The organism is Pedobacter jejuensis (assembly GCF_003725795.1).
Lineage (GTDB): Bacteria > Bacteroidota > Bacteroidia > Sphingobacteriales > Sphingobacteriaceae > Pedobacter > Pedobacter jejuensis.
Genome location: NZ_RBEE01000023.1, coordinates 427,789 through 451,254, shown reverse-complemented (window position 1 = coordinate 451,254; position 23,466 = coordinate 427,789). Strand labels below are relative to the sequence as shown.

At 33.4% G+C, this 23,466-nt stretch carries 24 protein-coding genes; 12 read left to right on the top strand and 12 right to left on the bottom strand.

Annotated features, from left to right (window positions below; genetic code table 11):
- Window positions 1-89 precede the first annotated feature (89 nt).
- Entirely contained in the window at window positions 90-284 is a 195-nt protein-coding gene (locus tag D7004_RS12770; protein ID WP_123206231.1) for a hypothetical protein, read from the top strand.
- A 192-nt stretch (window positions 285-476) separates the two neighbouring features.
- Here D7004_RS12770 and D7004_RS12765 read toward each other — a convergent pair whose 3' ends face one another.
- From D7004_RS12765 to D7004_RS12740, 6 genes are all read right to left on the bottom strand, one after another.
- Entirely contained in the window at window positions 477-1,280 is an 804-nt protein-coding gene (locus D7004_RS12765; RefSeq protein ID WP_123206230.1) for a S1/P1 nuclease, read from the bottom strand.
- 66 nt (window positions 1,281-1,346) lie between these two features.
- Window positions 1,347-2,027, bottom strand: coding sequence for an HAD family hydrolase (locus D7004_RS12760; protein ID WP_123206229.1), 681 nt, complete (start codon window positions 2,025-2,027; stop codon window positions 1,347-1,349).
- A gap of 235 nt (window positions 2,028-2,262) precedes the next feature.
- Window positions 2,263-2,784, bottom strand: a complete 522-nt coding sequence (locus tag D7004_RS12755) for an RNA polymerase sigma factor (RefSeq protein WP_123206228.1) — start codon at window positions 2,782-2,784, stop codon at window positions 2,263-2,265.
- 292 nt (window positions 2,785-3,076) lie between these two features.
- Window positions 3,077-3,736, bottom strand: a complete 660-nt coding sequence (locus D7004_RS12750; protein ID WP_123206227.1) for a phosphatase PAP2 family protein — start codon at window positions 3,734-3,736, stop codon at window positions 3,077-3,079.
- Window positions 3,737-3,811: 75 nt separating this feature from the next.
- A complete protein-coding gene (locus D7004_RS12745; protein ID WP_123206226.1) occupies window positions 3,812-4,936 on the bottom strand; it encodes a Gfo/Idh/MocA family protein in 1,125 nt (374 codons plus the stop codon).
- Between the two features lie 349 nt (window positions 4,937-5,285).
- A complete protein-coding gene (locus D7004_RS12740; protein ID WP_123206225.1) occupies window positions 5,286-5,636 on the bottom strand; it encodes a single stranded DNA-binding domain-containing protein in 351 nt (116 codons plus the stop codon).
- 177 nt (window positions 5,637-5,813) lie between these two features.
- On the opposite strand from D7004_RS12740, the gene D7004_RS12735 reads away from it, so the two are divergent.
- Window positions 5,814-8,513 carry a PQQ-dependent sugar dehydrogenase gene (locus D7004_RS12735; RefSeq protein WP_123206224.1) on the top strand — a complete coding sequence of 900 codons (2,700 nt, stop codon included), beginning with the start codon at window positions 5,814-5,816 and terminating at the stop codon, window positions 8,511-8,513.
- A gap of 45 nt (window positions 8,514-8,558) precedes the next feature.
- Here the strand turns inward: D7004_RS12735 and D7004_RS12730 are convergent, their stop codons facing one another.
- From D7004_RS12730 to D7004_RS12720, 3 genes are all read right to left on the bottom strand, one after another.
- Window positions 8,559-9,302 (bottom strand): LytR/AlgR family response regulator transcription factor, encoded by a 744-nt coding sequence (locus tag D7004_RS12730; protein ID WP_123206223.1) that lies wholly within the window; start codon window positions 9,300-9,302, stop codon window positions 8,559-8,561.
- Between the two features lie 119 nt (window positions 9,303-9,421).
- The gene (locus D7004_RS12725) at window positions 9,422-10,501 is read right to left on the bottom strand and encodes a sensor histidine kinase (protein WP_123206222.1); all 1,080 of its coding nucleotides are present in this window, start codon (window positions 10,499-10,501) and stop codon (window positions 9,422-9,424) included.
- A gap of 24 nt (window positions 10,502-10,525) precedes the next feature.
- Window positions 10,526-11,266: a LytR/AlgR family response regulator transcription factor gene (locus D7004_RS12720; protein ID WP_123206221.1), complete on the bottom strand. Its 741-nt coding sequence runs from the start codon at window positions 11,264-11,266 to the stop codon at window positions 10,526-10,528.
- Between the two features lie 295 nt (window positions 11,267-11,561).
- Between D7004_RS12720 and D7004_RS12715 the strand changes: the two genes are divergently transcribed.
- The 3 genes from D7004_RS12715 (at window position 11,562) to idi (ending at window position 13,868) form a co-directional block, all read left to right on the top strand.
- Window positions 11,562-12,455, top strand: coding sequence for a MerR family transcriptional regulator (locus D7004_RS12715; RefSeq protein WP_123206220.1), 894 nt, complete (start codon window positions 11,562-11,564; stop codon window positions 12,453-12,455).
- Entirely contained in the window at window positions 12,452-13,288 is an 837-nt protein-coding gene (locus D7004_RS12710; RefSeq protein ID WP_123206219.1) for a phytoene/squalene synthase family protein, read from the top strand. Before D7004_RS12715 ends, D7004_RS12710 begins: the two co-directional genes overlap by 4 nt.
- A gap of 61 nt (window positions 13,289-13,349) precedes the next feature.
- Complete coding sequence (gene idi, locus D7004_RS12705; protein ID WP_123206218.1) at window positions 13,350-13,868, top strand: isopentenyl-diphosphate Delta-isomerase; 519 nt, start codon at window positions 13,350-13,352, stop codon at window positions 13,866-13,868.
- Between the two features lie 155 nt (window positions 13,869-14,023).
- Here the strand turns inward: idi and D7004_RS12700 are convergent, their stop codons facing one another.
- Window positions 14,024-14,401 (bottom strand): hypothetical protein, encoded by a 378-nt coding sequence (locus tag D7004_RS12700; protein WP_123206217.1) that lies wholly within the window; start codon window positions 14,399-14,401, stop codon window positions 14,024-14,026.
- A 125-nt stretch (window positions 14,402-14,526) separates the two neighbouring features.
- Here D7004_RS12700 and D7004_RS12695 point away from each other — a divergent pair, with 125 nt between their 5' ends.
- The 4 genes from D7004_RS12695 to D7004_RS12680 all read left to right on the top strand — a co-directional run bounded on the left by D7004_RS12695 (window position 14,527) and on the right by D7004_RS12680 (window position 18,187).
- Complete coding sequence (locus tag D7004_RS12695) at window positions 14,527-15,318, top strand: HipA family kinase (protein WP_123206216.1); 792 nt, start codon at window positions 14,527-14,529, stop codon at window positions 15,316-15,318.
- Entirely contained in the window at window positions 15,296-15,679 is a 384-nt protein-coding gene (locus D7004_RS12690; RefSeq protein ID WP_123206215.1) for a DUF3037 domain-containing protein, read from the top strand. The genes D7004_RS12695 and D7004_RS12690 overlap by 23 nt, the downstream gene beginning before the upstream one ends.
- Complete coding sequence (locus D7004_RS12685; protein ID WP_123206214.1) at window positions 15,625-17,631, top strand: AAA domain-containing protein; 2,007 nt, start codon at window positions 15,625-15,627, stop codon at window positions 17,629-17,631. The genes D7004_RS12690 and D7004_RS12685 overlap by 55 nt, the downstream gene beginning before the upstream one ends.
- 181 nt (window positions 17,632-17,812) lie before the next feature.
- On the top strand, window positions 17,813-18,187 hold the full coding sequence (locus D7004_RS12680) for a response regulator (protein WP_123206213.1): 375 nt from the start codon (window positions 17,813-17,815) through the stop codon (window positions 18,185-18,187).
- On the opposite strand, the gene topB is transcribed toward D7004_RS12680, so the two are convergent.
- Complete coding sequence (topB, locus tag D7004_RS12675; protein WP_123206212.1) at window positions 18,184-20,037, bottom strand: DNA topoisomerase III; 1,854 nt, start codon at window positions 20,035-20,037, stop codon at window positions 18,184-18,186. The genes D7004_RS12680 and topB overlap by 4 nt on opposite strands.
- 163 nt (window positions 20,038-20,200) lie before the next feature.
- Here topB and D7004_RS12670 point away from each other — a divergent pair, with 163 nt between their 5' ends.
- Window positions 20,201-20,641 (top strand): hypothetical protein, encoded by a 441-nt coding sequence (locus D7004_RS12670; RefSeq protein WP_123206211.1) that lies wholly within the window; start codon window positions 20,201-20,203, stop codon window positions 20,639-20,641.
- A gap of 39 nt (window positions 20,642-20,680) precedes the next feature.
- The gene (locus D7004_RS20690) at window positions 20,681-20,824 is read left to right on the top strand and encodes a hypothetical protein (protein WP_167459487.1); all 144 of its coding nucleotides are present in this window, start codon (window positions 20,681-20,683) and stop codon (window positions 20,822-20,824) included.
- Window positions 20,825-20,883: 59 nt separating this feature from the next.
- On the opposite strand, the gene D7004_RS12665 is transcribed toward D7004_RS20690, so the two are convergent.
- Complete coding sequence (locus tag D7004_RS12665; RefSeq protein ID WP_244214328.1) at window positions 20,884-21,675, bottom strand: murein L,D-transpeptidase catalytic domain family protein; 792 nt, start codon at window positions 21,673-21,675, stop codon at window positions 20,884-20,886.
- Window positions 21,676-21,889: 214 nt separating this feature from the next.
- On the opposite strand from D7004_RS12665, the gene D7004_RS12660 reads away from it, so the two are divergent.
- Window positions 21,890-23,338 carry an SDR family oxidoreductase gene (locus D7004_RS12660; protein ID WP_123206210.1) on the top strand — a complete coding sequence of 483 codons (1,449 nt, stop codon included), beginning with the start codon at window positions 21,890-21,892 and terminating at the stop codon, window positions 23,336-23,338.
- The last annotated feature ends 128 nt before the right edge of the window (window positions 23,339-23,466 follow it).

Here is a 23,466-nt window from a genome sequence, read left to right as displayed (position 1 = left end):
TTAATTTAGAGGATTGCAGGTTATGTAGTAACCTGCAATTTTTTAACCAACCTATAATCAGTTAGAAAATTATCAGCATCTCAATTGTAATGAAAGAAGTAAACCAATATTCATCGGTAAATGATTTAGATAACATTCGCGAGGGTGATATTATAAAGCACCGGAATGGAAAAACAGCCATTGTTGTAAAAATTCAAATTGTTTGTGCAAAGGGGCAGAAGCAATATTTTTACAAGCTGAAAAATGAGGGTACGATATTTATTGCAAAATCGTCTATAGCTTAAAAAAGAAAAGCCTGCAATATGCAGGCTTTTCTTTTGGTTCAATATTTTGTTCTTATGGTGTGCCTGCCCTTCGCGGATATCCCGCTCACAGGACTTATTTTAGGATGATTTATTTAATGATAACAAGTTATGCATTGAAAGGTTTTTAACCTAAAATAATTATAAACACCTGTTGAAAACTGTTAATAACTTTTATTTAGATATTTCATCCTTAAATATTTCGTTTAATACACCAGCAAGGCGAATGGAAGCCTGCTGTATTCTTCGCTCAACCATTGGTATGTGTTTTTGATAATATTCTTCACCAATGTTTCGTGTTTTCATTGCATCAATTTCTGCATATAATTCAGAACTTATCTGATAACTTTCCCAAGCCCATTTAATAGGAGGGTCGCGTTGCCATTTTCTAACTTTTCGTTTAGGTATTTTATTGAATTTTAAAGCTAAGCTATCATATTTTAAGCCGCTATGTTCCAATAATCTGGTATCGATAACACTATGGAGGTTGGTACCTTTGCCTTCATAATTTAATTGAATTGTGTTTCCACCTTTATCTTCAGCTCTGCTTACATGCATTGGTTGATGTATATCTCCAACAAAGTGAAGCACAAATTTCAAAGCTTCGGTTCTTTGTTTTTTAGTTGCATCTTTTTGTTTAAGCGTTTCTTCTGCTTTTATTAATGCACTATAAACATTTGCCTGTTTTAAAGTATCAACCATGTTTTTAAATTCATCAAAGTTTAAACCTAATAGTAAATTTAAAAAATGCCAGTTTGCAGTTTCTTTCAATTCTGGATATTTCCGTGCATCATCTGCCCATGTGCAAGCATCAGCAATGCTGGTGTCGCCTAATAAATCTTTAATTGCGGTTTTGGCACTTGGCGTAAGATAATTTTCTGTTAATAAGCCAATGGTTTTGTGTCCGGTATATCCCCATGAAATTAAAATTAAACAGAGAGATATAAGTATGGCAGCGATAGGATAACGATATTTCATTTAAGATTTAATATTTTAGCAAAGGTAATCGCTCTGCATATACATTTAATACGTGTAATCAAGGCGTTACTCAGAAAAAGTCAAATTTCTTGCAAGTAGATTAAATATTGGGTCGTTATAATCCTTTACAACTTTAATAACGTTATCATACATATCAAAATCTTCATCAGCATGTGTAGTATTTAATACAATACAAGGCATATCTGCATTTTTCGCTGCTTCTGCACCTTTAGGCGCATCCTCAAACACCAAGCAATCTTTTGGGTTTATACCCATCTTTTCAGCACATTTTATAAAGGTTTCAGGGTTGGGCTTACTAATCTTAACATCATTTGCACTAACAACAGCACTAAAATATTTACCAATATTTAAGCCATTTAGAACATAGTTGATGTTGAATGGAATTGCTGCAGAACCTATTGCCATGGGAATTTTTGCTTCACTAGCGACCTGCAATATTTTATCTAATCCATTAATAAGTTTTAAATGAGGGAGAAAGTCTGCTTGATAAATTTCTTCCTTTTCAATGGAAATTTCATCCATTCTTTTTTGTGTAAAGTATCCTTCACCAAATACCCTGACAAGCAATTCGTCATTTTTGCCATACATTTGTTTTTTAACTTCCTCATAACTCAAACTAGCACCAAGTTTGTTTAACATAGATTGCCATGCCTTGTTGTGGAATTCCATGTCATCTACCATGGTTCCGTTTAAATCAAAAATTAGTGCTTTAGGATAAAATTTCATAATGTGGTTTTATGTGCCAAATCTATAAAACTCTTGCAATAAATTGTGGCTATCAATGGAAAATCGACATTAATTGAATTGAAGTGGTTAAAAATAAAATCTAATTTTATAAAGATTTCAGGATATAAAAAGGGGTTTAAATATGGCACAAATGTTAATGCCATATTTAAACCCCAAAAAATAAATTAAAAATCCTAGATAGATGGGTAATTTAGGTTTCTGCTATAGAAATAAATTATTCTCCATGAGTGTCTTTCGCATAAGTTTTCAAATATTTCTTAAGCATTTCTCTTGCTACAAATATTCTGGTTTTAACTGTACCCAAAGGAATTTGAAGCATATCTGCAATTTCATGATATTTATAACCTTCGAAATAGCGAATGAAAGGTGTATGATAGGCTTCTGGTAAACTCGCTAGAGCTTTACTAATATCACCTATTACAAATTTTCCTTCTGCATGGTTGCGGGTTGAACTGTGTACCAAATTTACTGAAGAAATTTCATCTGTTTGGGTTATTAAAGTTCTTGTTTTTGCAAGTTTGCGGTAGTTGTTTATGAAAGTGTTTCTCATAATAACAAACAGCCAACCTTTAATATTCGTACCCTCCTGAAAATTTTCATAAAATCTAATGGCTTTAACTAAAGTGTCTTGCACTAAATCATTTGCATCTTCGATATCATTTGTAAATTTTAATGCATGAGATTTCAAAGAAACTGAGTGTGCATTTACCAGGTGATTAAATTCAAATGTTGTCATAGGTTTAGGATTAGGATGTCAAATGATTTTTATCAAAAGACGTACCATCACGCTCCAAAAATATGATTATACTTATATATAGAACAGTACAGAAATGACTCTTAAGGCACTTATAGGCCATATTTTAGATAAAATCTATAAATTTGGTAGGGTATAAAAGAGGTACAAATACGGTAGAGAATCAGTAGTTGAACCCAAATGGTGATTTATACCTGTACAACAAATTGGGGTTAAAATACCCATCACTGTTCTACAAAAAATACGGAAGTGAATTCTTTAAATACTATGAAGCTTATAGCTCTTCGGCAGCAGGCAAATCCGCTATAACACTTTTCTTAAAATAGAAGTAGCAGAGTGGAAAAAGACAAATCAGACCTAATAAGAACCCTCCAACCGTATCTGTAAACCAATGTGCTCCCAAATAAATTCTTGATGGAGCTATCATAATTAATAAGAACAAAGAGATACAGGTAATTATATTTTTCCAGGCTGGTGAAATTGTTTTCAAGTTCCTCATCAAAACAATTAGAAAACCGAAAAACAAAACGTAAGATAAAACATGACCGCTTGGATAGCTTTGAAATCTATTAACCTCTACCAGGCGTACATAGAAAGTGGTTGGTCTTGGTCGGTTTATTACGTTTTTGATTCCCAAAATTATTAAGCCCGAAAGTAGTATCAATGATATAAAATAGGCTTCTCGTTTAAATTTGCTTAGGTAGAAAATTGTAGCAACCAATAAAACTGATATTAATGACCATGGCAGTTCTCCAAAAAAACTTATGGCAAGCATAAACTTATCCATCCATTCTGAATGATATTTTTGTACTGCTAATGAAACATCAACATCAAAGGCAAGAATAGGGTTTTTGGCTATGAAAATGCTAAGTGCTATAAAGCTGGCTAAAAGTATAAATAGGAGCGCTGATAAGATTTGGTGTTTTTTGGTCATTCTATAATGCAATGAATATGAAAAACCAAAACTAAAAAAAACCTGCTTAAAGCAATAATCCTATTTTATAAATGATTACTTCATTAAAACTTTTTTCCCGGTTTTGGCAGAAATTTTTGCAGCTTCTAAAATTTTAACCACTATTAAATTGTTCTCTAGTGATGATAGATCATTTATTGGTTGTATTTCATTTCTTAAAACAGCGGTTAAATAATTTAAACTATTTGCATACTGAGGAGCGAGAGATTTAGCTTTATAAATTTTATAATCTGATTTTCCATTCTCTTTAAGGCGTAAGTTCTGATCATTAATTGCTTGAATATAGCCTGTTTTGCCAAACACCTCCATATCTTTTATGCTAAAAGGCCAATTCCATGATGCCTCTATTATTCCCGTAGCATCAGGGTATTCAAGTAAAATTGTTGCATCGTCATCTACCTTCGGATAAATGTTAGGTTTTATTTGATGGGTAATTGCAGAAACAGAAATGGGTGCTTTACCATCCATAATCCAAGTCATTAAGTTTGCTCCATAACAGCCAAAATCTACCAAAGCACCTGCACCATTTTTTTCTGGGTCGGTTAACCACGTCAAAAACTCTTGGCTAACACCAATTTCTTTTGGCCCTTCGTGGCCGTCATGTACAACCATTTTTCTTACATCGCCAATAAGGCTTTGATTTTTTATATTTAAATATGCTTCCTGATTGCTAGGATACCAAGTTGTTTCATAATTGGTTAGCAAATGAATTTTATATTGACGGGCAAGTTGAGCCATTCGCTCGGCTTGTTTTACCGATACTGCAAGTGGTTTTTCTACCATAACCGAAATACCCAGTGGCGCTGCAGCTTCAACAACCGAAAGATGTTCGCTTATTGGATTATAAGCTAAAACGGCATCTGGCTTGTGTTTTTTAAGTAATGAAACTATGTCTGGAAAAAATAGACTATCAGCTAGTTTATATCTTTTTTTGAATCTTTCGATTAACTCTGGATTGCTCTCTACAATCCCAATAATATTAACTTCATTTTTTTCAAAGCTATTCATAATCGAAAAAACATGATCATGATTTAAACCAGCTACAGCAACATTTAGTTTTGTTTGAGCATTAAGCTTCGAATACCCTGAAAGCAATAAAAGAACTATTAAGGTGATGTTAGTATAAGTTAATTTAAAATTTATTTTAAAAGAATTGCTCATAATTTGGCTGCTTTTTAGTTATGGTTGAAGCGCACCAAGTTATATAAATTAAAATTATCGCTTGAGATATTTTTTATCACGGAAATAAACCTTTCTATCACGGATTTTAAACCTTATGTATAAGCAATTATGAGTTTTCCAACTCATTTGCAATCTTCGAATCAGATTATAGGAAATCAACGCTCAAACAGTCGGCAAGGCTACCTCCTTGTCGGCTGCTTAAGCAAAAGAGTATTAGTATTCCCCAAGAGTTAATAAAGCATTACGACCCTTACATCTATCTCGCTCATCATTTCGCCCTTCCTCTAAAGGGAAGGGTTAAAATGATTTAAAAAAATATTAATTATATCTATTTCAGGGCAATTTGCTTTGGTTCTGTAACCACAATCTGAAATTTGCCTTTGTATTCTGAAACAATCCCAGTAACACACAACTTATTACCTAAATACATGCTTGCGGGTTCAGAAGAAAATTTAATTGCATCCTCTTTATTTACCACAATGGTTAGAAGTTCTTTAGGATAAGTTCCTCCTAAATTTATTAAGGTTAGCTCGTCTAGCGCTTTGGTTCCGTAAACAGAATCGCACACCGTAATATTTTTACCAACGTACTGAGATACATCTTTAGCCAAAACCAATGTTTGACTTTTTGCAAAGTAGCCCAATGTTATCAGGCAGATAATTAGAAATAATTTTTTCATTTTGGAATGATTTTACTTCAAATATAGCCAAGCATATTATGATATACTGTTAACATGCTGTTAAAAATTAGATGCATAAACATCAATAATAATATTACTTTAAAAAATTGATTGATGTTTATGCTTTTTAAAACAATCTTTTATATTTATAAAATAATAATGTCCTAACCAAAACTAATGAAAACCGTTTCTACAATATTGCTTTCGGGCATTGCATTCACATTATTTCTATCCTCAATTTTTTTTAATAAGGATTTAAATTCGACTGATAAAATAAATTTAGGCAAGGATAAAATTTTAAAAATAGATACGCCAGATCAAGATCGATTTGTAAAAGTTAATTTGGTTCAGGGAGAATTTACAGAGCCTACAGAAATGTCTGTATTGCCAAATCTAGATATTTTAGTTGCGCAAAGAAGAGGAGAGTTGATGCTTTATCAAAGCCAAACCAAAAAACTGATTCAGATTGCTAAGCTAGATGTTTATTCAAAAACAAGCGTTGCTGATGTTAATGCCGAGGAAGGTTTATTGGGTTTAACAATCGACCCACAATATGCTTCTAATCAATATGTGTATCTTTTTTACAGTCCAACGGGAAAATCAGTAAATCGATTGTCGAGATTTAAAATGGTAAATGATATGTTAAGCATGTCATCCGAAAAAATAATTTTGGAATTTTATTCGCAACGCGAAATATGCTGCCATACTGGTGGTTCGCTTGCTTTTGGTCCGGATAGACTTTTATACATTTCTACCGGTGATAATTCTACGCCATTTGATGTGCCAAAACAGCAATTTGTAAATAAAGGATATGCGCCATTAGATAATCGTGCTGGTTTAGAACAATATGATTCGAGAAGATCAGCCGGTAATACCAACGATTTAAGGGGTAAAGTGCTTCGTATCAAAGTTGAAGAAAATGGAACCTACACCATACCTGATGGTAATCTGTTTCCAAAAGGAACGGAAAAAACCAAGCCAGAGATATACGTAATGGGCAATAGAAATCCATACCGAATATCAGTTGATAAGAAAACAGGCTTCTTGTATTGGGGTGAAGTTGGACCAGATGCATCAAATGATGATGAACTAAGAGGTCCTAAAGGTTATGATGAAGTAAACCAAGCCAGAAAAGCAGGAAATTTCGGATGGCCATATTTTATTGGAAATAACTATCCATACAAAGCTTATGATTATACTAATGGAACCAACGGACCAGCTTTTGATGCTGCTCGTGCGATAAACAATTCACCCAACAATACAGGTTTAGGCATGGTTCCGGCTGCACAACCTGCTTTCATTTGGTATCCTTATGGCGAATCAAAAGAATTTCCTCAGGTAGGCTCGGGTGGAAGAACTGCTATGGCTGGACCTGTTTTATACACTACAGCAAGTACATCGCCTTACCCAGCATATTACAACGGCAAACTGATAATTTATGAATGGGTACGTGGTTGGGTAAAAGCTGTTACAATGGCGCCGAATGGTGATTATGTAAGTATGGAGCCGTTTATGGCAAATATCCCTTTAGCTGCACCAATTGATATGGAACTCGGTCCTGATGGTAAAATTTACATTCTTGAATATGGAAAAGGTTGGTTTTCGAAAAATCCTGATGCCGGAATTGTAAGAATTGATTATTTAAAAGGCAACCGACCGCCAGTGGTTTCTAGTTTAGAAATAGCAAAGCCAAGTGGATTGCTTCCATATAAAATGATTGCCAAGGTTAAAGCAACTGATGCTGATGGAGGAAAACTAATCTACATTTGGAATTTAGGTGGTGGTTTAAAGAAAACAACTACAGTACCAGAAATACAGCACACTTTTACTAAAATTGGTGAATATCCGATAAGTGTTCAAGTGATAGATAGCGAGAAGGCAGCATCAAAAAGCCAGGTAATATCGGTTTTTGCTGGCAATGAGCATCCTAAAGTGGATGTCGTTTTAACTGGAAACAAATCATTTTATTTTCCTGGCAAGGCAATTAATTATAAGGTTTTGGTTTCAGATAAAGGAGCCATTGTAAATAAGGAACAAATTTATATTTCTAGTGCTTACACAGAAGGAAGTGATTTGGCTGGAGCGCAACTTGGTCATCAACAGGCAGCGCAAACAATGGTAGGGAAAACATTAATGGCAAAATCTGATTGCAGTACCTGCCACAAAGTTTCTTCGGCTTCCATCGGACCAGCTTTTGATAAAATATCTACTAAGTACCAGCAAGATCCAAAAGCGATAGAATATTTAGCTTCGAAAGTAATTAAGGGTAGCAGCGGCGTTTGGGGAGAAGTTCCAATGCCAGCCCATCCATCAATGAAGGAATCGGAAGTTAAGCAAATTGTAGAATGGGTTTTAAGTCTATCAGCAAAGGGGAATGCTGCTGCTTCTTTACCCACTGTTGGAACCATAACACCTCCAGAAAATATTAATAAAAATAAACCTGTACTTACTTTAAAAGCCAGTTATACCGATTTGGGTGCAAAAGGTCTCAAGCCTTTAACTACTACAAATACCTACAATTTAAAAGGCAATATTATCAACTCTGAGGATATTAAAGAATTTTCAGGTTTTATCCGTAAATCAAATAATTCGTTTGAATTATCAAAAAGTTTAGGTTGGTTAAAACTCAATTCAATTGATTTAACGGATGTAAAATCAATAAATATAACACCATACTTAAATAATGATTGTGATGTTGAATTAAGGTTAGATAAATTAGATGGCCAATTAATTGGCAATTTAAATGGAACAAAATCTATTATGCTAAATGAAACCGTAACAGATAAAAAGTTCCACAACGTATTTATTATTTTTAAACCAAAAGGAGAAATCAAAAACAGGTTTATATTAAGTGATGTAACAATTGAAGCTAAATAACTGCACTTAAAGGCTTTGGTGAAAATTCACTAAAGCCTTTATTTATTAATTATCGTTAATTAAATTCTGTTGTAAAAGATTCTCTTTTAAATAAAAAATAAATGCCTCGTTATATTTATTAGTAAGAGGAATGGATAAGCCACCTGTTAAAACAATTTGATTGCCAAGAAAACTCTTTATATGTAATTTCGAGATAATAGCTGATGAATTTACCTGAATAAAGGCTGGATGTTTCTTAAGCATGCTTAAAACCTTAACAAAATTGAGTTTAAAACTTACGTAATTCTCTTTAATTGTTCTGAAATAAACAATATCATTTATTTCTTCAAACGCCAGTAAATCAATAAATTCTATTTTAACAAAGTCATCAGGTGTATCCTTTAAGGGTATTAAAAAGAAATCATCTTCAATTTCATTTGCAATCAGGTTTTCGTTTGGGTAAAGTTTGCTAATGGTTTCAGTAAAATGAACCATTGAATACGGTTTCAATAAATAGGCATCAGCATCTACACCAAAAGCATCAATAGCATATTTTGTATGGGCAGTAGTAAATATTAGATATTTTGTTTTTTGCCTTACCATGGCTGCCAACTCAATACCAGAAATTGATGGCATTTCTATATCCATAAAAATTATATCAACGCTTTCTAAATCAGCAATATCATTTAGGGCTTTAACAGGATTTGTAAAACTGTTAATCAATTGCAAATCCGGAAGGCCTTTTAAATAAAATTTTAAATTCTCTAATGAATTCAGATCGTCATCTATTGCTATACAATTAATTGGCATGTATTATAGGGTTAGTGATGTAATTAAATTTATTAGTAATCAATTTATTAGAAATGTATAAAAATTTACGTAGGAAGTAACGAATCGGATCTAATCTAGTTAATATGTTGCGTAAAAATCTATTTTGTAATCGTAACTTTTACATTAAAGTGTTCATTATCATCAAAATAGTGTTTCAATTTTGCCTTGCTACCATAGGTATATTCTAATCTCTTATTAATATTTTCTAACCCTGTACGATTTCTTTTTATTGATGTGCTTATCTGTTTAACCGAATTTTTGGTTTCGATCACAATTTGCATTTCACTTAGGGTTAAGGTTATTTCTGCGGGTTTTGTTAAATCGCCATGTTTAAAAATATTTTCTACTAGGGTTATTAAAATCATTGGAATAATTCGTTCATGTTTTATTTCATCATCATAATAAAAACGCAAATGCAAACTATGGTTTGCCATTAACTGGTGTAGGTTAATTAAGTTTTCTACTTGTTCTATTTCATCACCTAGTTCAATAAACTCTTCTTTATGTTTACTGTCAACTGCATAACGCATCATTCCTGAAAGGGCAATTATTGTTTCTGCAGCAATAGGAGAATTTTCTCTGGCATTTTGATATATGAAATCTAATGTGTTAAAAAGTAAATGAGGCTGAATTTGGGCCCTTAAATACGCATTTTCTGATTTAGCGAGTTGAATAATATTGTTTAAGCGCTGCTTTTCTAAACCTTCTGTTTTTTTGCGTTCTTTATTAAAAGTTATTAAAAAATAATATCCTGTACCAAAGGTTATAAAATAAACAGCCCTAAATAACCCGCCTAAAAAGAATTGCAAATTAATTACCGGTTGATTACTATTGATGATGTGTGTGTATTGATTTACATAAACATAAGCAAGGTAGATGATAAGCAGGTAAATGCTAACTTCTAATATTAAAAACAAGGGCACTTTCCAAATAATTTGCCGTGGATTTTTCATTCCATACCTTAATACGTAAAGAGAATGGATATAAAAAATCGAAATATTTATAAAATAATGGAAAATATAAGCGCCTATAGCGCCAAACTTGCCAGTGTAAAAACCTACAATAACAATTTCGTAAAACAAAAAAGCGGCCCAACCAATAAAATGATATTTATTAGCGATTAACCATTGCCAAATTTTACTTTGTTGAACAACATTATTATTTATAGAAGATTTCATTTAGAGCGTAGAAGTTGTAATAATTTAGGATCGGCCGGTTTTAATTGTTTTTTCTTTTATAAATGTTTGCACTTCATCTCGATAGTTATTACCCAAATTAACAACCAAATCGTTAGTCATTTTTAATGTATTGCCTTCAACTTTCTCTATATGATTTTTAGAAATAATAAAAGAACGATGTGCTTGTACAAAGTTTGGGTTTTCTTTTAAAATTTCTTTAATTTCTGAAAGTCCAATATAAGAAACAATAGTATCATAAACAGTATAAATACGCACATAGTTTTGTAAACTCTCTACAGCAATTATGTCTTTATTACGTACTTTAATTAGATTATTATTGTCGTTTTTATTCCGGATAAAAAAATAATCCTCTTCTATTTTTATCGAACTATTAATCACATTTTTTACCTGCGGAAATAGTCGATTAATGGTTTCTGCAAAACGGGCTAACGTATAAGGCTTTAGTAAAAAGGCATTGGCAAACATTTCAAAGGCTTCATAAGCATATTTACTGTGCGAGGTCGTAAATATTAATTTATCGGTTTTGTGTCGAAGTGCTTTTGAGAGTTCAATGCCAGATATCATAGGCATATCAACATCCATAAAAATAATATCAACGTTTGCACCAGAGCCTATTTCTGTCAATGCTTGGAGTGGGTCGGTATAAACTTCTACCAATTGTAAATTGCTTAATGTAGTTATATATGATTTTATTCCATTAATGGCATGAATTTCATCATCAATTACAATACACTTCAATTTCATATTTGGTAGCGGCTAAAACGACTGCAAAATTAGGTCAACATATTCACACTAAAAAAAAATAATGTTTATGTACAGGTTTTGACCATGTTGATGTAGGTTTGTTACGCGTTCGTGTTAAATCAGGAAATTTATTATCTAAATATTTTTACTAAAAGAAAGAAATAATGTAATAATGCTCATACATTTTATTGTTTTAAGTACCTGTTTAAGCTTTAATGTAAAAGTTAAGATATAAACTTAAAAAACTATTTCAATAACATCTTGTTTAAATTTTAATTGATATATTTAAACAAAAATGAATTACTCCATTTCAGACCTCGAACAATTATCAGGTGTTCAATCTCACACCATAAGAATTTGGGAGCAACGATACAATGCCTTAAAACCAACAAGAACGGATGGAAACACTCGTTTGTATGATGATATACAATTGGTTAGGTTATTAAATATCGTTAGTCTGAATCAATCGGGTTTAAAGATTTCAAAAATTTGCAGCCTTTCTGATCAAGATGTAGATTTACTTTTAGAAAAGGAAATTCAACCAGCTTCTAATCCAACAAAATATGATTATTACGTAACGCAGCTTATTAAGTTTGGTTTAGCTTATGATGAGACTTCCTTCGAAACACTTCTTTCGTCATGTATTGGCAAATCCGGAATTTTAGAAACTTATAAAAATATAATATATCCAATTTTAGTTAGACTAGGTTTAATGTGGCGTAAGGATAATATTTGTCCTGCACAAGAACATTTTTTATCTAATATTATCAGAAGAAAGATATATACAGCTATAGATTTTTTAACCTTAAAACAAACAACAGCTACCAAAACCTGGATGCTCTTTTTGCCAGAAGATGAAGAGCATGATGTAGGTTTACTATTCGCCCAATATATTTTAAAAGCAAGCGGACATAAAGTAATTTATTTAGGTGCAAAAGTACCTTTAGATTCTGTAAAAAGGGTTATTGATGATGTTAAAATTGATAATGTTTTATTTTTTATGGTAAAGCTAAGGCCTTTAAAAACTGCCCAAACTTATATTGATAATCTGCAAGAAATTTGCGGAAAGATTGACATACATTTAGCAGGGAATATGCAAACCATTAATCAAATTACCACCTCCTCAAACATTAAAAAATTTAACTCTTTAGAAGAGTTCGAAAATAATATTAAAGACACCTCAAAATGAAAGAAATATTTGATAAACTATCGGCGGATTGCAGTAAGGTTACCACTAAGATGTATAGCACGAGTTTTTCTTTTGGAATTTATTTTTTGAATAAAAGCCTTCGCATGCCAATTTATTCTATTTATGGTTTTGTTAGATTAGCTGATGAAATTGTAGATAGCTTCCACGAATTTGATAAAAAATACCTGTTAAATAAATTTCGTACTGATACCTTCGAAGCAATTGATTTGGGCATAAGTTTAAATCCTGTACTTAATTCTTTTCAAAAAATTGTTAACGAATATCAGATCAGTCATGATTTAATACATCTGTTTTTGAATAGTATGGAAATGGATTTGGATGAACAAGAATACACACCAGAACTTTATGATACTTATATTTTAGGTTCGGCTGAAGTAGTTGGTTTGATGTGCCTAAAGGTTTTCACCAATGGTGATGAAGCTGAATACCAACGTTTGAAACCATTTGCAATGAAACTGGGTTCGGCCTTTCAAAAAATTAATTTTTTAAGGGATTTAAAAGCCGATCATCAATCTTTAAATCGTAGCTATTTTCCGAACGTGAACCTTGCAGAATTTTGTGATAAGCAAAAACAAGCAATTGAAGCTGAGATAGAACAAGAATTTAAGGATGCTTTAGTAGGCATTAAAATGTTACCTGCATCATCAAGAAGTGGCGTTTATTTATCTTATATCTATTATAAAAAACTTTTTACAAAAATTAAAGGCTTAACTGCAGAACGTATTATGAATGAGCGGATAAGAATTTCTAATCGTAGAAAGATTGGGTTAATGTTTGATTCAATGATTCGTTATAAGCTGAATGCCATTTAAGATTTAAGTTTAACTAATTTGAAATCTTTCCCTAATTAAAATAATTTCTGAGGTTAATAGAATGACTGAACAAGTAATACTTGTAGATAATAACGATTTACCTATTGGGCAGATGGAAAAACTAGAAGCCCATACAAAAGGCTTGCTTCATCGAGCCTTTTCTATTTTCATATTCAACTCAAAAAACGAACTGCTTTTACAGCAAAGAGCTTTCAGTAAATACCACTCTGGTGGTTTATGGACGAATACCTGTTGTAGCCATCCTCGTTTAGGCGAAGATAATATTGATGCAGCAATAAGACGTTTGGATGAAGAAATGGGTATGAACTGCGCTTTGAAATATGCATTTAATTTTACGTACAAAGCAGCTTTTCCAGATGGATTGATTGAGCACGAATTAGACCACGTTTTTTTTGGCTTCACAGATGAAATTCCAAAAATTAATAGGGAAGAGGTTCAAGATTTCCAATATCTCACTCTTGATGAATTGAGAAATCAAATTACTAAAAAGCCAGAAATGTTTACTCCCTGGTTAAAAATATGTCTTGAAAGGGTAGCAGAGGCAAGATTATCGTCTTAAAACAAAAAACGGGCATACAACTTTCGTCGTATACCCGCATCTAAATTAACGCTCTCAAGGGCAAATATATAGTTACTTATGGGAATTGAAAAATTTTTTTAAAATTCTTTACTTTTTTTTGATTCTTTACATGTTTAAGCAGGTTCTAAAATATTCTATTTCTTCAACTTAAGTTCTTCAATTTCTGCTCTTAACCTTTCTTTTTTTAAATCTATTCTTATCAAACTATATAAGCTCATGTAAATGTTTGCAATCCAAACTATAGAGAAACCTGATATAATGTAGCCTCGCCAATCTGCATACAACAAAGTAAATTTAGTCACAATCAATAATAAAATGGTTACGTAATGACTAAAGCAATATTCGCAAGTAAAAACATAAAAAAACTTTCTTTTAAATAATAGCTTGCAAATTTTTGATTGGTTTAAACAATATTCTCTTGCCTCTCTAAAAATTTCTTCCTTTGTTACCGTCCATGCAATACAAGCTACAGGTAAAGCCAAAATAAATAAATAGTAAATAGGTGGTGTCATAATTATTGCTGTTAAGAATGTTAATACAACCGCTAAATCTTTTAAAGGTTTTAAGCTTAAAATTTTAAACAGATACTTGGAACCATAATATCTACCATAATTCTACTAAATTTGTAAAGATAAATATGATTGATATTCAACTAAGAACGGTTAATGTTACGCGGTATGTTACGCCTCTCAGAGAAGGTGGCTCCATGCCTGCAATAGCAGAAGCCGACGATGATTTTCTTTATGTCTTAAAATTCCGGGGTGCCGGGCAAGGTTCAAGAGCATTAATTGCCGAATTGATTGGTGGTGAAATTGCTAGAATTTTAGGTCTCAGAGTTCCTGAATTGGTTTTCTCTAATTTAGATGAAGCCTTTGGCCGAACCGAACCCGATGAAGAAATTCAGGATTTATTGAAAGCAAGCGTTGGCTTAAATTTAGCTTTACATTATCTTTCTGGTGCAATTACTTTCGACCCAACTGTAACCAAAGTTGATGCTAAACTCGCATCACAAATTGTTTGGTTAGATTGTTTGCTTACCAATATGGACCGTACCTGCCGCAATACAAATATGTTGTTATGGCATAAAGAATTGTGGTTAATTGACCATGGTGCTGCATTATATTTTCACCATTCATGGCAAAATTGGGAAGAACAAGCTAAACGCCCGTTTGCATTGGTTAAAGACCATGTGTTGTTACAAGAAGCATCTGAACTGGAAACCGTAGATGAAGATTTCCGTAAGATTTTAAAACCTGAACACTTTCAAGCCATTGTTTCATTAATTCCTGACGCATGGTTAGATGGCGAAAATGTTTTTGAAACAAAAGATGACCATCGCCAGGCCTACGCCAAGTTCCTTGAAATTAGATTGGCCCATTCTGATATATTTTTAAAAGAAGCACAGCATGCAAGAGAAATTCTTATTTGAGTATGCTGTAATTCGGGTTATGCCAAGGGTAGAACGCGAAGAATTTATTAACGTGGGCATTATTCTATTCTGTGCAAAGCAAAAATTTTTAAAAACCATATTTGCATTAAATCAAAACCGAATTTCGGCTTTTTCTGCTGATTTAGATTTAGATGAGATAATTGAAAACTTATCTGCTTTTGAAAGAATTAGCGCAGGTTCTGCTGGTTCCGGTTCTATCGGACAATATGACATGGCTTCACGTTTTCGCTGGCTTACCGCTACCAGAAGTACGGTTGTGCAATGCTCAAAAGTGCACCCTGGTTTATGCCAAAATGCCGAAGAAACACTTTTAAGATTACACCATCAGTTGGTATTGTAATTTCATTCAAACTCTTTATTGCCCTTAATTTTCACTCATTGATAAAAGATTATTTTAATAAACTTCAGGATTTACTGAATATTGAACGTAAAGCCGATCATCAGGCATACTTAAAATTAACAGAAAATACATCAGCAGCCGACAGACGAACTTTAGGTTTAACATGGTATCCAATTGCCATTAGAAATACGGAAATGGGCAGGGGAGACTACCTAACTATAGAAGTTGAACGAACCACTCATCAAGATTTATCTCAACAATTCCGTTTCGGGTCTTCTGTAGTTTTATTCTCCAATCACGATGCTAAAAATGATAGAATTGATGGTGTAATTACACATTTAAATCGCAATAAAATGAAAATTAGTTTGCGTTTGGATGAATTACCCGATTGGACAAAAGATGAAAAACTGGGTGTTGATTTACTTTTTGATAATAATAGCTATGATGAGATGCATCATGCTTTAAAACAAGCAATATCACTATCGGCAGATGATTCAAAAAACACGCTAATTAAGGTTTTAACCTCAAATGAGCATCCTGAGATTAATGAAAATGTTTATCAGTACACTTCTTCTAGGTTAAATGTTTCTCAACAAGAAGCTGTTAATAAGATACTGTCGGCCAATCAATTGGCTGTTATTCATGGTCCGCCAGGAACCGGAAAAACCACAACTTTGGTTCAGGCGATAAAAGAACTATCAAAGCAGGAAAATCAGAAAATACTGGTTGTTGCGCCAAGCAATACCGCTGTTGATTTACTAACCGAGAAATTATCAGAAGAAGGGTTAAATGTTATTCGGGTTGGTAATCCTGCCCGGGTTTCAGAAAGATTAATGCATGCAACGCTTGATTATAAAATGGCCGAGCATCCAGAAATGAAATCCATAAAAGCATTAAAAAAGCAAGCGAACGAGTACAAGAACATGGCTCATAAATACAAGCGAAGCTTTGGTAAAGCCGAACGCGACCAAAGAAAAGCACTGTTTGATGAGGCACATAAAATTGGTCGCGAAATAGAAAACTCGGAGCAATACATCATCGATAATCTATTTAATAATGCTCAAATTATTACTGCAACTTTGGTGGGTTCTAATCATTATACGGTTAAAAACTTAAAATATAATACTGTTGTAATTGATGAAGCCGGACAAGCACTTGAACCCGCTTGTTGGATACCAATTTTAAAAGCTGAGAAAGTTATTTTCGCTGGCGATCATCTTCAACTATCACCAACCATAAAATCAAATGAGGCATCGAATTTAGGTTTAAAAGAAACCTTATTAGAAAAATTGGTTCATTTACATCCCGAATCAATTGTTTTGCTAAATGAACAATACCGAATGAATACACAGATAATGGGCTATTCTTCTAAAGTATTTTACGATGATAAATTGATAGCAAATTCGGCTATAGCGAATCGCGTACTATTCGAAAATGATGAGCCTCTATTATTTATTGATACATCAGGCTGCGGCTTCGACGAAAAGGCAGACGGAACAAGTACTACCAATCCTGAGGAAGCCGTTTTTTTGTTCAAACATCTAGTTAATCTCGTAGATAGCATTAAGCATCAAATACCTTCCATAAAGTTTCCAAGTATTGCGGTTATATCACCTTATAAGCAGCAGGTACATTTATTAAAGGAAATAATGCAATCTAATCTTGAGTTAATGGCTAACGCTAATAATATCTCTGTAAATACGATTGACAGTTTTCAAGGGCAGGAGCGAGATGTGGTATATATTAGTTTAACCCGAAGCAATACTGAAGGTACCATTGGCTTTTTACAAGATATTCGAAGAATGAATGTAGCAATGACCAGAGCAAAAAAGAAGTTAATCGTTATTGGCGACGGAAGTACCTTATCAAGATTTGCATTTTATAACGATTTTATGAAGTATGCTGAAGAATTAAACGCTTACCATAGTGCCTGGGAATTTATGGATGTTTAATATTTGAACTAAGAGCAAAATATTATCCAAAAAAGAATAAATTTATTATTTTTGGTTTATCATCTCATCCGCTCATTTTATTGATTATTAGATTTGTACAATTTTACAATGGTAAATTTAATATGATGTTTTATGAAGATTAGTGCATGATGCAATAAAAATTCATCAATCAAAACCCTAAATGAAAGAAAATCTTAAAATTTTAATTGCTGATGATAATGAGCTAATGCGACTGGTAATGAGGGGTTTATTTATTAAGTATTTAGATAATCCAAGCATAAAACAAACCACTAATTTAGATGATACCTTTGAATGCCTTAGCCAAGAGCGGTTTGATTTACTGTTATTAGACATTAATATGCCGAATGGTGATAGTAGTCCACAAACGGTTGTAGATATAAAAGCCATTTATCCCGAATTAAAAATTGTAATGTTTAGTGGGAACGATAAAGAAACTTTAGAACCAGAATATTTAGCTGCTGGTGCTATTGGCTTCATTCAAAAAAACGAAAACATGAACACTTGCACCAAAGAAATTATCGAAACCGTGCTTTAGCTAACCTTCTCGGGTTTTCTTTCTTCCAATTTTCCTAATATTCCTGTTCCAGCAATTAACAATTCGCTTGTAATGGTTTTTGTATATTCAATAATTTCTGCTTTAAATTCTTTTACAGAAGCTCCAGAGCGTATTTCCTCTAAACGTTTTTCCCATTGTCCTGTTAATTCTGCCTGTGCAATTTGCTTATCCTTAACCACCTCATACACGGCTAAGCCTTTATTTGTTGGCAAAAGATTTCTCTTCTCACGGATTATATATTCTCTAGTTATTAGGGTTTCAATTATTGATGCTCGAGTTGCAGGTGTACCTAAACCACTGTCTTTCATAGCGTAACGCAATTCTTCATCTTCAATTTCTTTACCGGATGTTTCTAAAGCTTTAAGCAATGAAGCTTCATTATACATTGGTTTCGGCTTGGTCTGTTTCTCTAAAAGTGTTTTCTCAACAATAGGTAATTGTTCGCCAACAGCAACTTTCGGCAATGATATATTGTCTTCATCTTTCTTATCGTCCTCTGTCTCATTAAAAACGGAGCGCCATCCGGCAGATCGAATAACAGTTCCATTAGCCATAAAAGTTGCAGCAGAGGAAATGGTAATTTTGGTGATTTCTTTGATACATTCCTGGTGAAATGCTTCGAGCATTCTACCAACAACCATATCATAAATCGCTTGTTTATCAGCACTTAATCCGTAAGCTTCTTCTCCAGTTGGTAAAATGGCATGGTGATCGGTTACCTTTTTGGCGTTTACACTTCGCTTGTTTAAAGTTGTAGTTTGCAAAAATTTTGCTTGTTTACCAAATTCTGCATGGTTGGTAAAATTATCAATTAAAGCAGGTATCCCAGCGAATACATCATCGCCAATATAACGGCTACCCGTACGCGGATAGGAAACCAGTTTACTTTCGTACAAATTTTGAAGTAAGTTAAGAGTTTGGTCGGCAGTAAAACCTTTTTTCTTATTAGCTTCTTGTTGCAGCGAACTTAAATCATGCAAAAGTGGTGGTGGTTCTTTTCTTGGTTTGGCCTCAACAGCCGTGATATTTCCTCCCGTTGGAAATCCGGAAGCTACATCTTCTACCAGTTTAAAAATACCCTCAACTTCGCTTTTATCTTTGTAATTTGTTACAGAAACTGCTTTAAAGGTTTGCTCATCCTTGATAAGTTGTATGCTAATTTGAAAATACGTTTGTGGTACAAAATTCTTTATCTCCAAAAAGCGAGCACATATCATGGCTAGGGTAGGCGTTTGCACCCGACCAAGCGATAGCACAGTTCTGTTTCCTGCAGATATACTAAGTGCTTGTGTTGCATTCATCCCCACCAGCCAATCAGACTCTGAGCGGCAATGTGCTGAATTAAATAATGTATCGTAATCTGTCCCTGGTTTTAAATTCCTAAATCCATCTTTAATGGCTTCATCCGTTTGCGATGAAATCCAAAGGCGTTTAAAAGGCTTTTTACATTTTAAATAGTAATAAATATACCTAAAGATTAATTCGCCCTCTCGTCCCGCATCGGTAGCTACGATGATTTCCGTAGCTTCATCAAAAAGTTTTTTAATGGTATCGAGCTGCTTTCTAACTGCAGGATCTTCAACAAAACCATCTTTCGTTTTTATCTTTCTAATGGCGAGTTTAAATTTAGCAGGCAACATGGGTAAATGCTGTTTTCGCCAGCCAATAAAACCATAATCTTGTGGTGGTGCAAGTTGTAGCAAATGTCCGAAAGCCCAGGTAAAAGAATAACCTTTCCCTTCTATATATCCGTCTTTTCTGGTGGTTGCTCCAAAAACTTTGGCAAGTTCGCGACCAACAGATGGCTTTTCTGCAATAACAATTTTCATTAATAGGTTTAGCTTTTAAGACCTCAAAGATGATTAAAATTATTCGGGCAGCGTTTAAAAAATTATTCACAAAAATTCCAGAGGGATTACATTGTTGTATAAAAATTCACATCGGAAAATAACATTTACACAACTTATTTGTCTAACAAACATTAATTATCAAATGGATAAGATTTACAATTTAGAAAACTTCGAAATTAAAGTTAGCCTTGATAAAGGTATTGTGCGTTTGTATAGCGATAAAAATCTATGGAATTATTTAAACGAAGAAGTTAAATTAAGAACATTTAAGCTTGTCGAAACCATAAAGGCTGATTATACAGAAGTCTTTGGTAAATCATTAGATATTAACAACAAATCATTCGTTGTAGAAATTTGGGCTCATATCTTTAGCGATTATATTGGGCTGTTAATAAAGAAGCACATCAATATATCGTGGATAAAAAAGCTTGTTCAAAAAGGCATCAAACGAGCTGAAATAATCGATTGCGGAGAGAAACATTTAGATAGCAATAGATGGCTTTGGGATTTTGTTGGACGCTTTGTTAATTTAACTTTATGGATATTTCCCAACAATATAGGAAAGAGAAACCTAAAAGTCTAAAATAGCATTCGTAAATCATGAAAAATTTTCTAATCTCTAATGATTTTCCCAAGAGCATCGAACTTAATTTCTAAACCTGATGGGACGGAAAGCCCCGATTTTTCATCGGGCTTGGAGGTACAGCAGGACTACAACTCCCCAAGTATTACCGAAGCACTCATTTCCAAATCAATAAAAACGTAAACAACGATTTCTTTAATCAATGCCTATTTCAAAAACGTTCAAACCTGCGTTTAATCCAATCAATTAAAATTAGAAGCAAAAAACTGGTTCTGATTTAGCGCAATGCCGGCGGCCAATGTTTCGTTTAAATATTGCGAAGTATAAGGTTGAGCAGTGCTATTGATAAATAAAATTGTCTTATCAGCAATTGCATTAATAACGGTATTTGCAAGTTTAGTTGCAACTGCAGGGCAACCCTGACTTCTACCTAATCTGCCCAATTGGTTTATACTGTTTTGGCATACATAATCTGCACCATGCACCACGATAGCACGTTCGCGGGCATTATTATTAAAGCCAAAATCCATTCCATCCAATTTTAAAGAGCGACCATGTTTACCGAAATAAACTTCGCCGGTTAAATAGAAACCCAAACTGCTGGTGTTCGAATTTACAGCATTAGAGAAGTAATCTGGCTTATCGCCACCACTATTTTGTCCGTGTGCAACCCAAGTATTCAAAATCAATTCTTTTTTATTTAAATCGATAATGTAAAGTCGCTTTTTGGTGCTTTCCTGGTCAAAATCGGCAATTGTTAATATAGATTTTGTATTTAACAATCCTTGAGATTTAATGTTGTAGTAACCAGTTAATGCTTTCTCAAAAACATTGAAACTTAATCCTACAGAATCTAAGTGAATGCTGTGATAAATTTCTGATAAATACTGTGTGTACAAACTATCAGTATCAGAATTATTTTTAATAAAAAATGTTTGGTTTTTTTGTGGATGCTCCACCGCTTTAAAGCCCGTTCCAACTATGCTAATTCCTAGTATTAAGGTCATAACAAAGCCCATTATATTTTTCTTCATTCAGGGATGTTTGTTTCAATATCAAGAATATCTACGCTCAAATATGATTTTTATTGTAACGTGGCGGTTACATAGCAATTATTAGCATATCCCTTTACAGTAATATGACACTTTTGCTGACTTTTATAGCTTTCTGAAGTATTGATAATAAATCATTTACGCTTAACTTACAACAAAGCACAACACATATCTGTTACTATCAATATCATTAAAAATGAAAGTATTATTAACTGGAGCCAATGGTTATATCGGTACACGATTGTTGCCATTACTTTTAGAAGAAAACCACGAAATTGTTTGCATGGTTCGCGATAAAAGAAGATTTATTAATCAATCTGATTTAAGTGAGCAGGTTACAATTATTACCGGAGACTTATTAGATGCAGAAAGCCTCAAGGAAATCCCTTCGGATATTGATGCTGCCTACTATCTTGTTCATTCAATGTCGTCACATGGGTCAGAATTTGATGATATGGAGAAGAAATCTGCCGAAAACTTCTCAAAAGCGCTACAACGTACCAACTGTAAACAGATTATTTATTTAACAGGCATAGCAAATGATGAACATTTATCAAAACATTTAGGCTCTCGTTTGGCGGTGGAGGAGCAATTGAAAGCGTCGAAAATTGCCTGCACCATTTTAAGGGCAGCTATAATAATAGGTTCGGGTAGTGCATCTTTCGAAATTATTAGAGATTTAACGGAGAAAATACCTGTTATGGTAACACCAAAATGGGTCAAAACCAAATGCCAACCAATTGGAATTCGTGATGTACTTGCTTATTTACAAGGCGTTTTACACAATGAAAAAGCATACAACCAAACTTTTGATATCGGTGGTCCTGATGTTTTAACCTATCGGGAAATGATGATGGGCTATGCCAAAGAACGTGGTTTAAAGCGTTGGATTTTTACAGTTCCTGTTTTAACGCCAAGGCTATCATCTTTATGGCTAAACATGATTACACCTGTTCCGTATTCGTTAGCAAGAAGTTTGGTTGATAGCATGAAAAATGAGGTGGTGTGTAAAGATGATAGAATACATGATGTTGTTCCTCGTGAGTGTTTGACCTATGCAGAATCGCTGCATTTGGCTTTTGAAAAAATTGACCAAAATTCTATTGTTTCAAGTTGGAAAGATGCATTAAATCGTGGCTATTTGGACACAAATTTTATGGATCAGATAAAAGTTCCGCAAAATGGAACATTAGAATATAAAGTAAAAATGCCTTTTGAACGTAAAGCAGAAGAAGTTTTTGACAACATTTGGAGTATCGGCGGCAGTAGAGGTTGGTACTATATGGATTGGCTTTGGCAATTTAGAGGTTTATTAGATAAAATGTTTGGCGGCGTTGGAACCAGAAGGGGCAGAACCAGCAATGTTGATATTCAGGCTGGAGATGTATTGGATTTTTGGAGGGTGCTTTTGGCTGATAAAAAAAATAAAAGGCTGCTTTTGTTTGCAGAAATGAAGGTTCCGGGAGAAGCCTGGTTGGAACTGAAATTGGTAGAATTACATGGCAAAGCATTTTTATCGCAAATTGCCACATTCAGACCGAAAGGTTTATGGGGCAGAATGTATTGGTACGCCATGTGGCCTTTCCACATTGTGTTATTTAGGGGAATGGCAAAACAGATTACAACCTTTAAGCCCCAAAAATAAGTCAGTTTAAAAGGCTACTTTTGCAGTTCAAATTACAATATGCCTAACCAGGATAAAGATTATTCGTTTTGGACCAAATACAAGCGCTTTGCATCAACAGAAATATTGATGTATTTAATTATGATAAT

Coding starts and splice junctions, on each gene's coding strand:
- D7004_RS12770 (WP_123206231.1), top strand. CDS start 90: ATGAAAGAAGTAAACCAATATTCATCGGTAAATGATTTAGATAACATT.
- D7004_RS12765 (WP_123206230.1), bottom strand. CDS start 1,280: ATGAAATATCGTTATCCTATCGCTGCCATACTTATATCTCTCTGTTTA.
- D7004_RS12760 (WP_123206229.1), bottom strand. CDS start 2,027: ATGAAATTTTATCCTAAAGCACTAATTTTTGATTTAAACGGAACCATG.
- D7004_RS12755 (WP_123206228.1), bottom strand. CDS start 2,784: ATGACAACATTTGAATTTAATCACCTGGTAAATGCACACTCAGTTTCT.
- D7004_RS12750 (WP_123206227.1), bottom strand. CDS start 3,736: ATGACCAAAAAACACCAAATCTTATCAGCGCTCCTATTTATACTTTTA.
- D7004_RS12745 (WP_123206226.1), bottom strand. CDS start 4,936: ATGAGCAATTCTTTTAAAATAAATTTTAAATTAACTTATACTAACATC.
- D7004_RS12740 (WP_123206225.1), bottom strand. CDS start 5,636: ATGAAAAAATTATTTCTAATTATCTGCCTGATAACATTGGGCTACTTT.
- D7004_RS12735 (WP_123206224.1), top strand. CDS start 5,814: ATGAAAACCGTTTCTACAATATTGCTTTCGGGCATTGCATTCACATTA.
- D7004_RS12730 (WP_123206223.1), bottom strand. CDS start 9,302: ATGCCAATTAATTGTATAGCAATAGATGACGATCTGAATTCATTAGAG.
- D7004_RS12725 (WP_123206222.1), bottom strand. CDS start 10,501: ATGAAATCTTCTATAAATAATAATGTTGTTCAACAAAGTAAAATTTGG.
- D7004_RS12720 (WP_123206221.1), bottom strand. CDS start 11,266: ATGAAATTGAAGTGTATTGTAATTGATGATGAAATTCATGCCATTAAT.
- D7004_RS12715 (WP_123206220.1), top strand. CDS start 11,562: ATGAATTACTCCATTTCAGACCTCGAACAATTATCAGGTGTTCAATCT.
- D7004_RS12710 (WP_123206219.1), top strand. CDS start 12,452: ATGAAAGAAATATTTGATAAACTATCGGCGGATTGCAGTAAGGTTACC.
- idi (WP_123206218.1), top strand. CDS start 13,350: ATGACTGAACAAGTAATACTTGTAGATAATAACGATTTACCTATTGGG.
- D7004_RS12700 (WP_123206217.1), bottom strand. CDS start 14,401: ATGACACCACCTATTTACTATTTATTTATTTTGGCTTTACCTGTAGCT.
- D7004_RS12695 (WP_123206216.1), top strand. CDS start 14,527: ATGATTGATATTCAACTAAGAACGGTTAATGTTACGCGGTATGTTACG.
- D7004_RS12690 (WP_123206215.1), top strand. CDS start 15,296: ATGCAAGAGAAATTCTTATTTGAGTATGCTGTAATTCGGGTTATGCCA.
- D7004_RS12685 (WP_123206214.1), top strand. CDS start 15,625: ATGCCAAAATGCCGAAGAAACACTTTTAAGATTACACCATCAGTTGGT.
- D7004_RS12680 (WP_123206213.1), top strand. CDS start 17,813: ATGAAAGAAAATCTTAAAATTTTAATTGCTGATGATAATGAGCTAATG.
- topB (WP_123206212.1), bottom strand. CDS start 20,037: ATGAAAATTGTTATTGCAGAAAAGCCATCTGTTGGTCGCGAACTTGCC.
- D7004_RS12670 (WP_123206211.1), top strand. CDS start 20,201: ATGGATAAGATTTACAATTTAGAAAACTTCGAAATTAAAGTTAGCCTT.
- D7004_RS20690 (WP_167459487.1), top strand. CDS start 20,681: ATGATTTTCCCAAGAGCATCGAACTTAATTTCTAAACCTGATGGGACG.
- D7004_RS12665 (WP_244214328.1), bottom strand. CDS start 21,675: ATGAAGAAAAATATAATGGGCTTTGTTATGACCTTAATACTAGGAATT.
- D7004_RS12660 (WP_123206210.1), top strand. CDS start 21,890: ATGAAAGTATTATTAACTGGAGCCAATGGTTATATCGGTACACGATTG.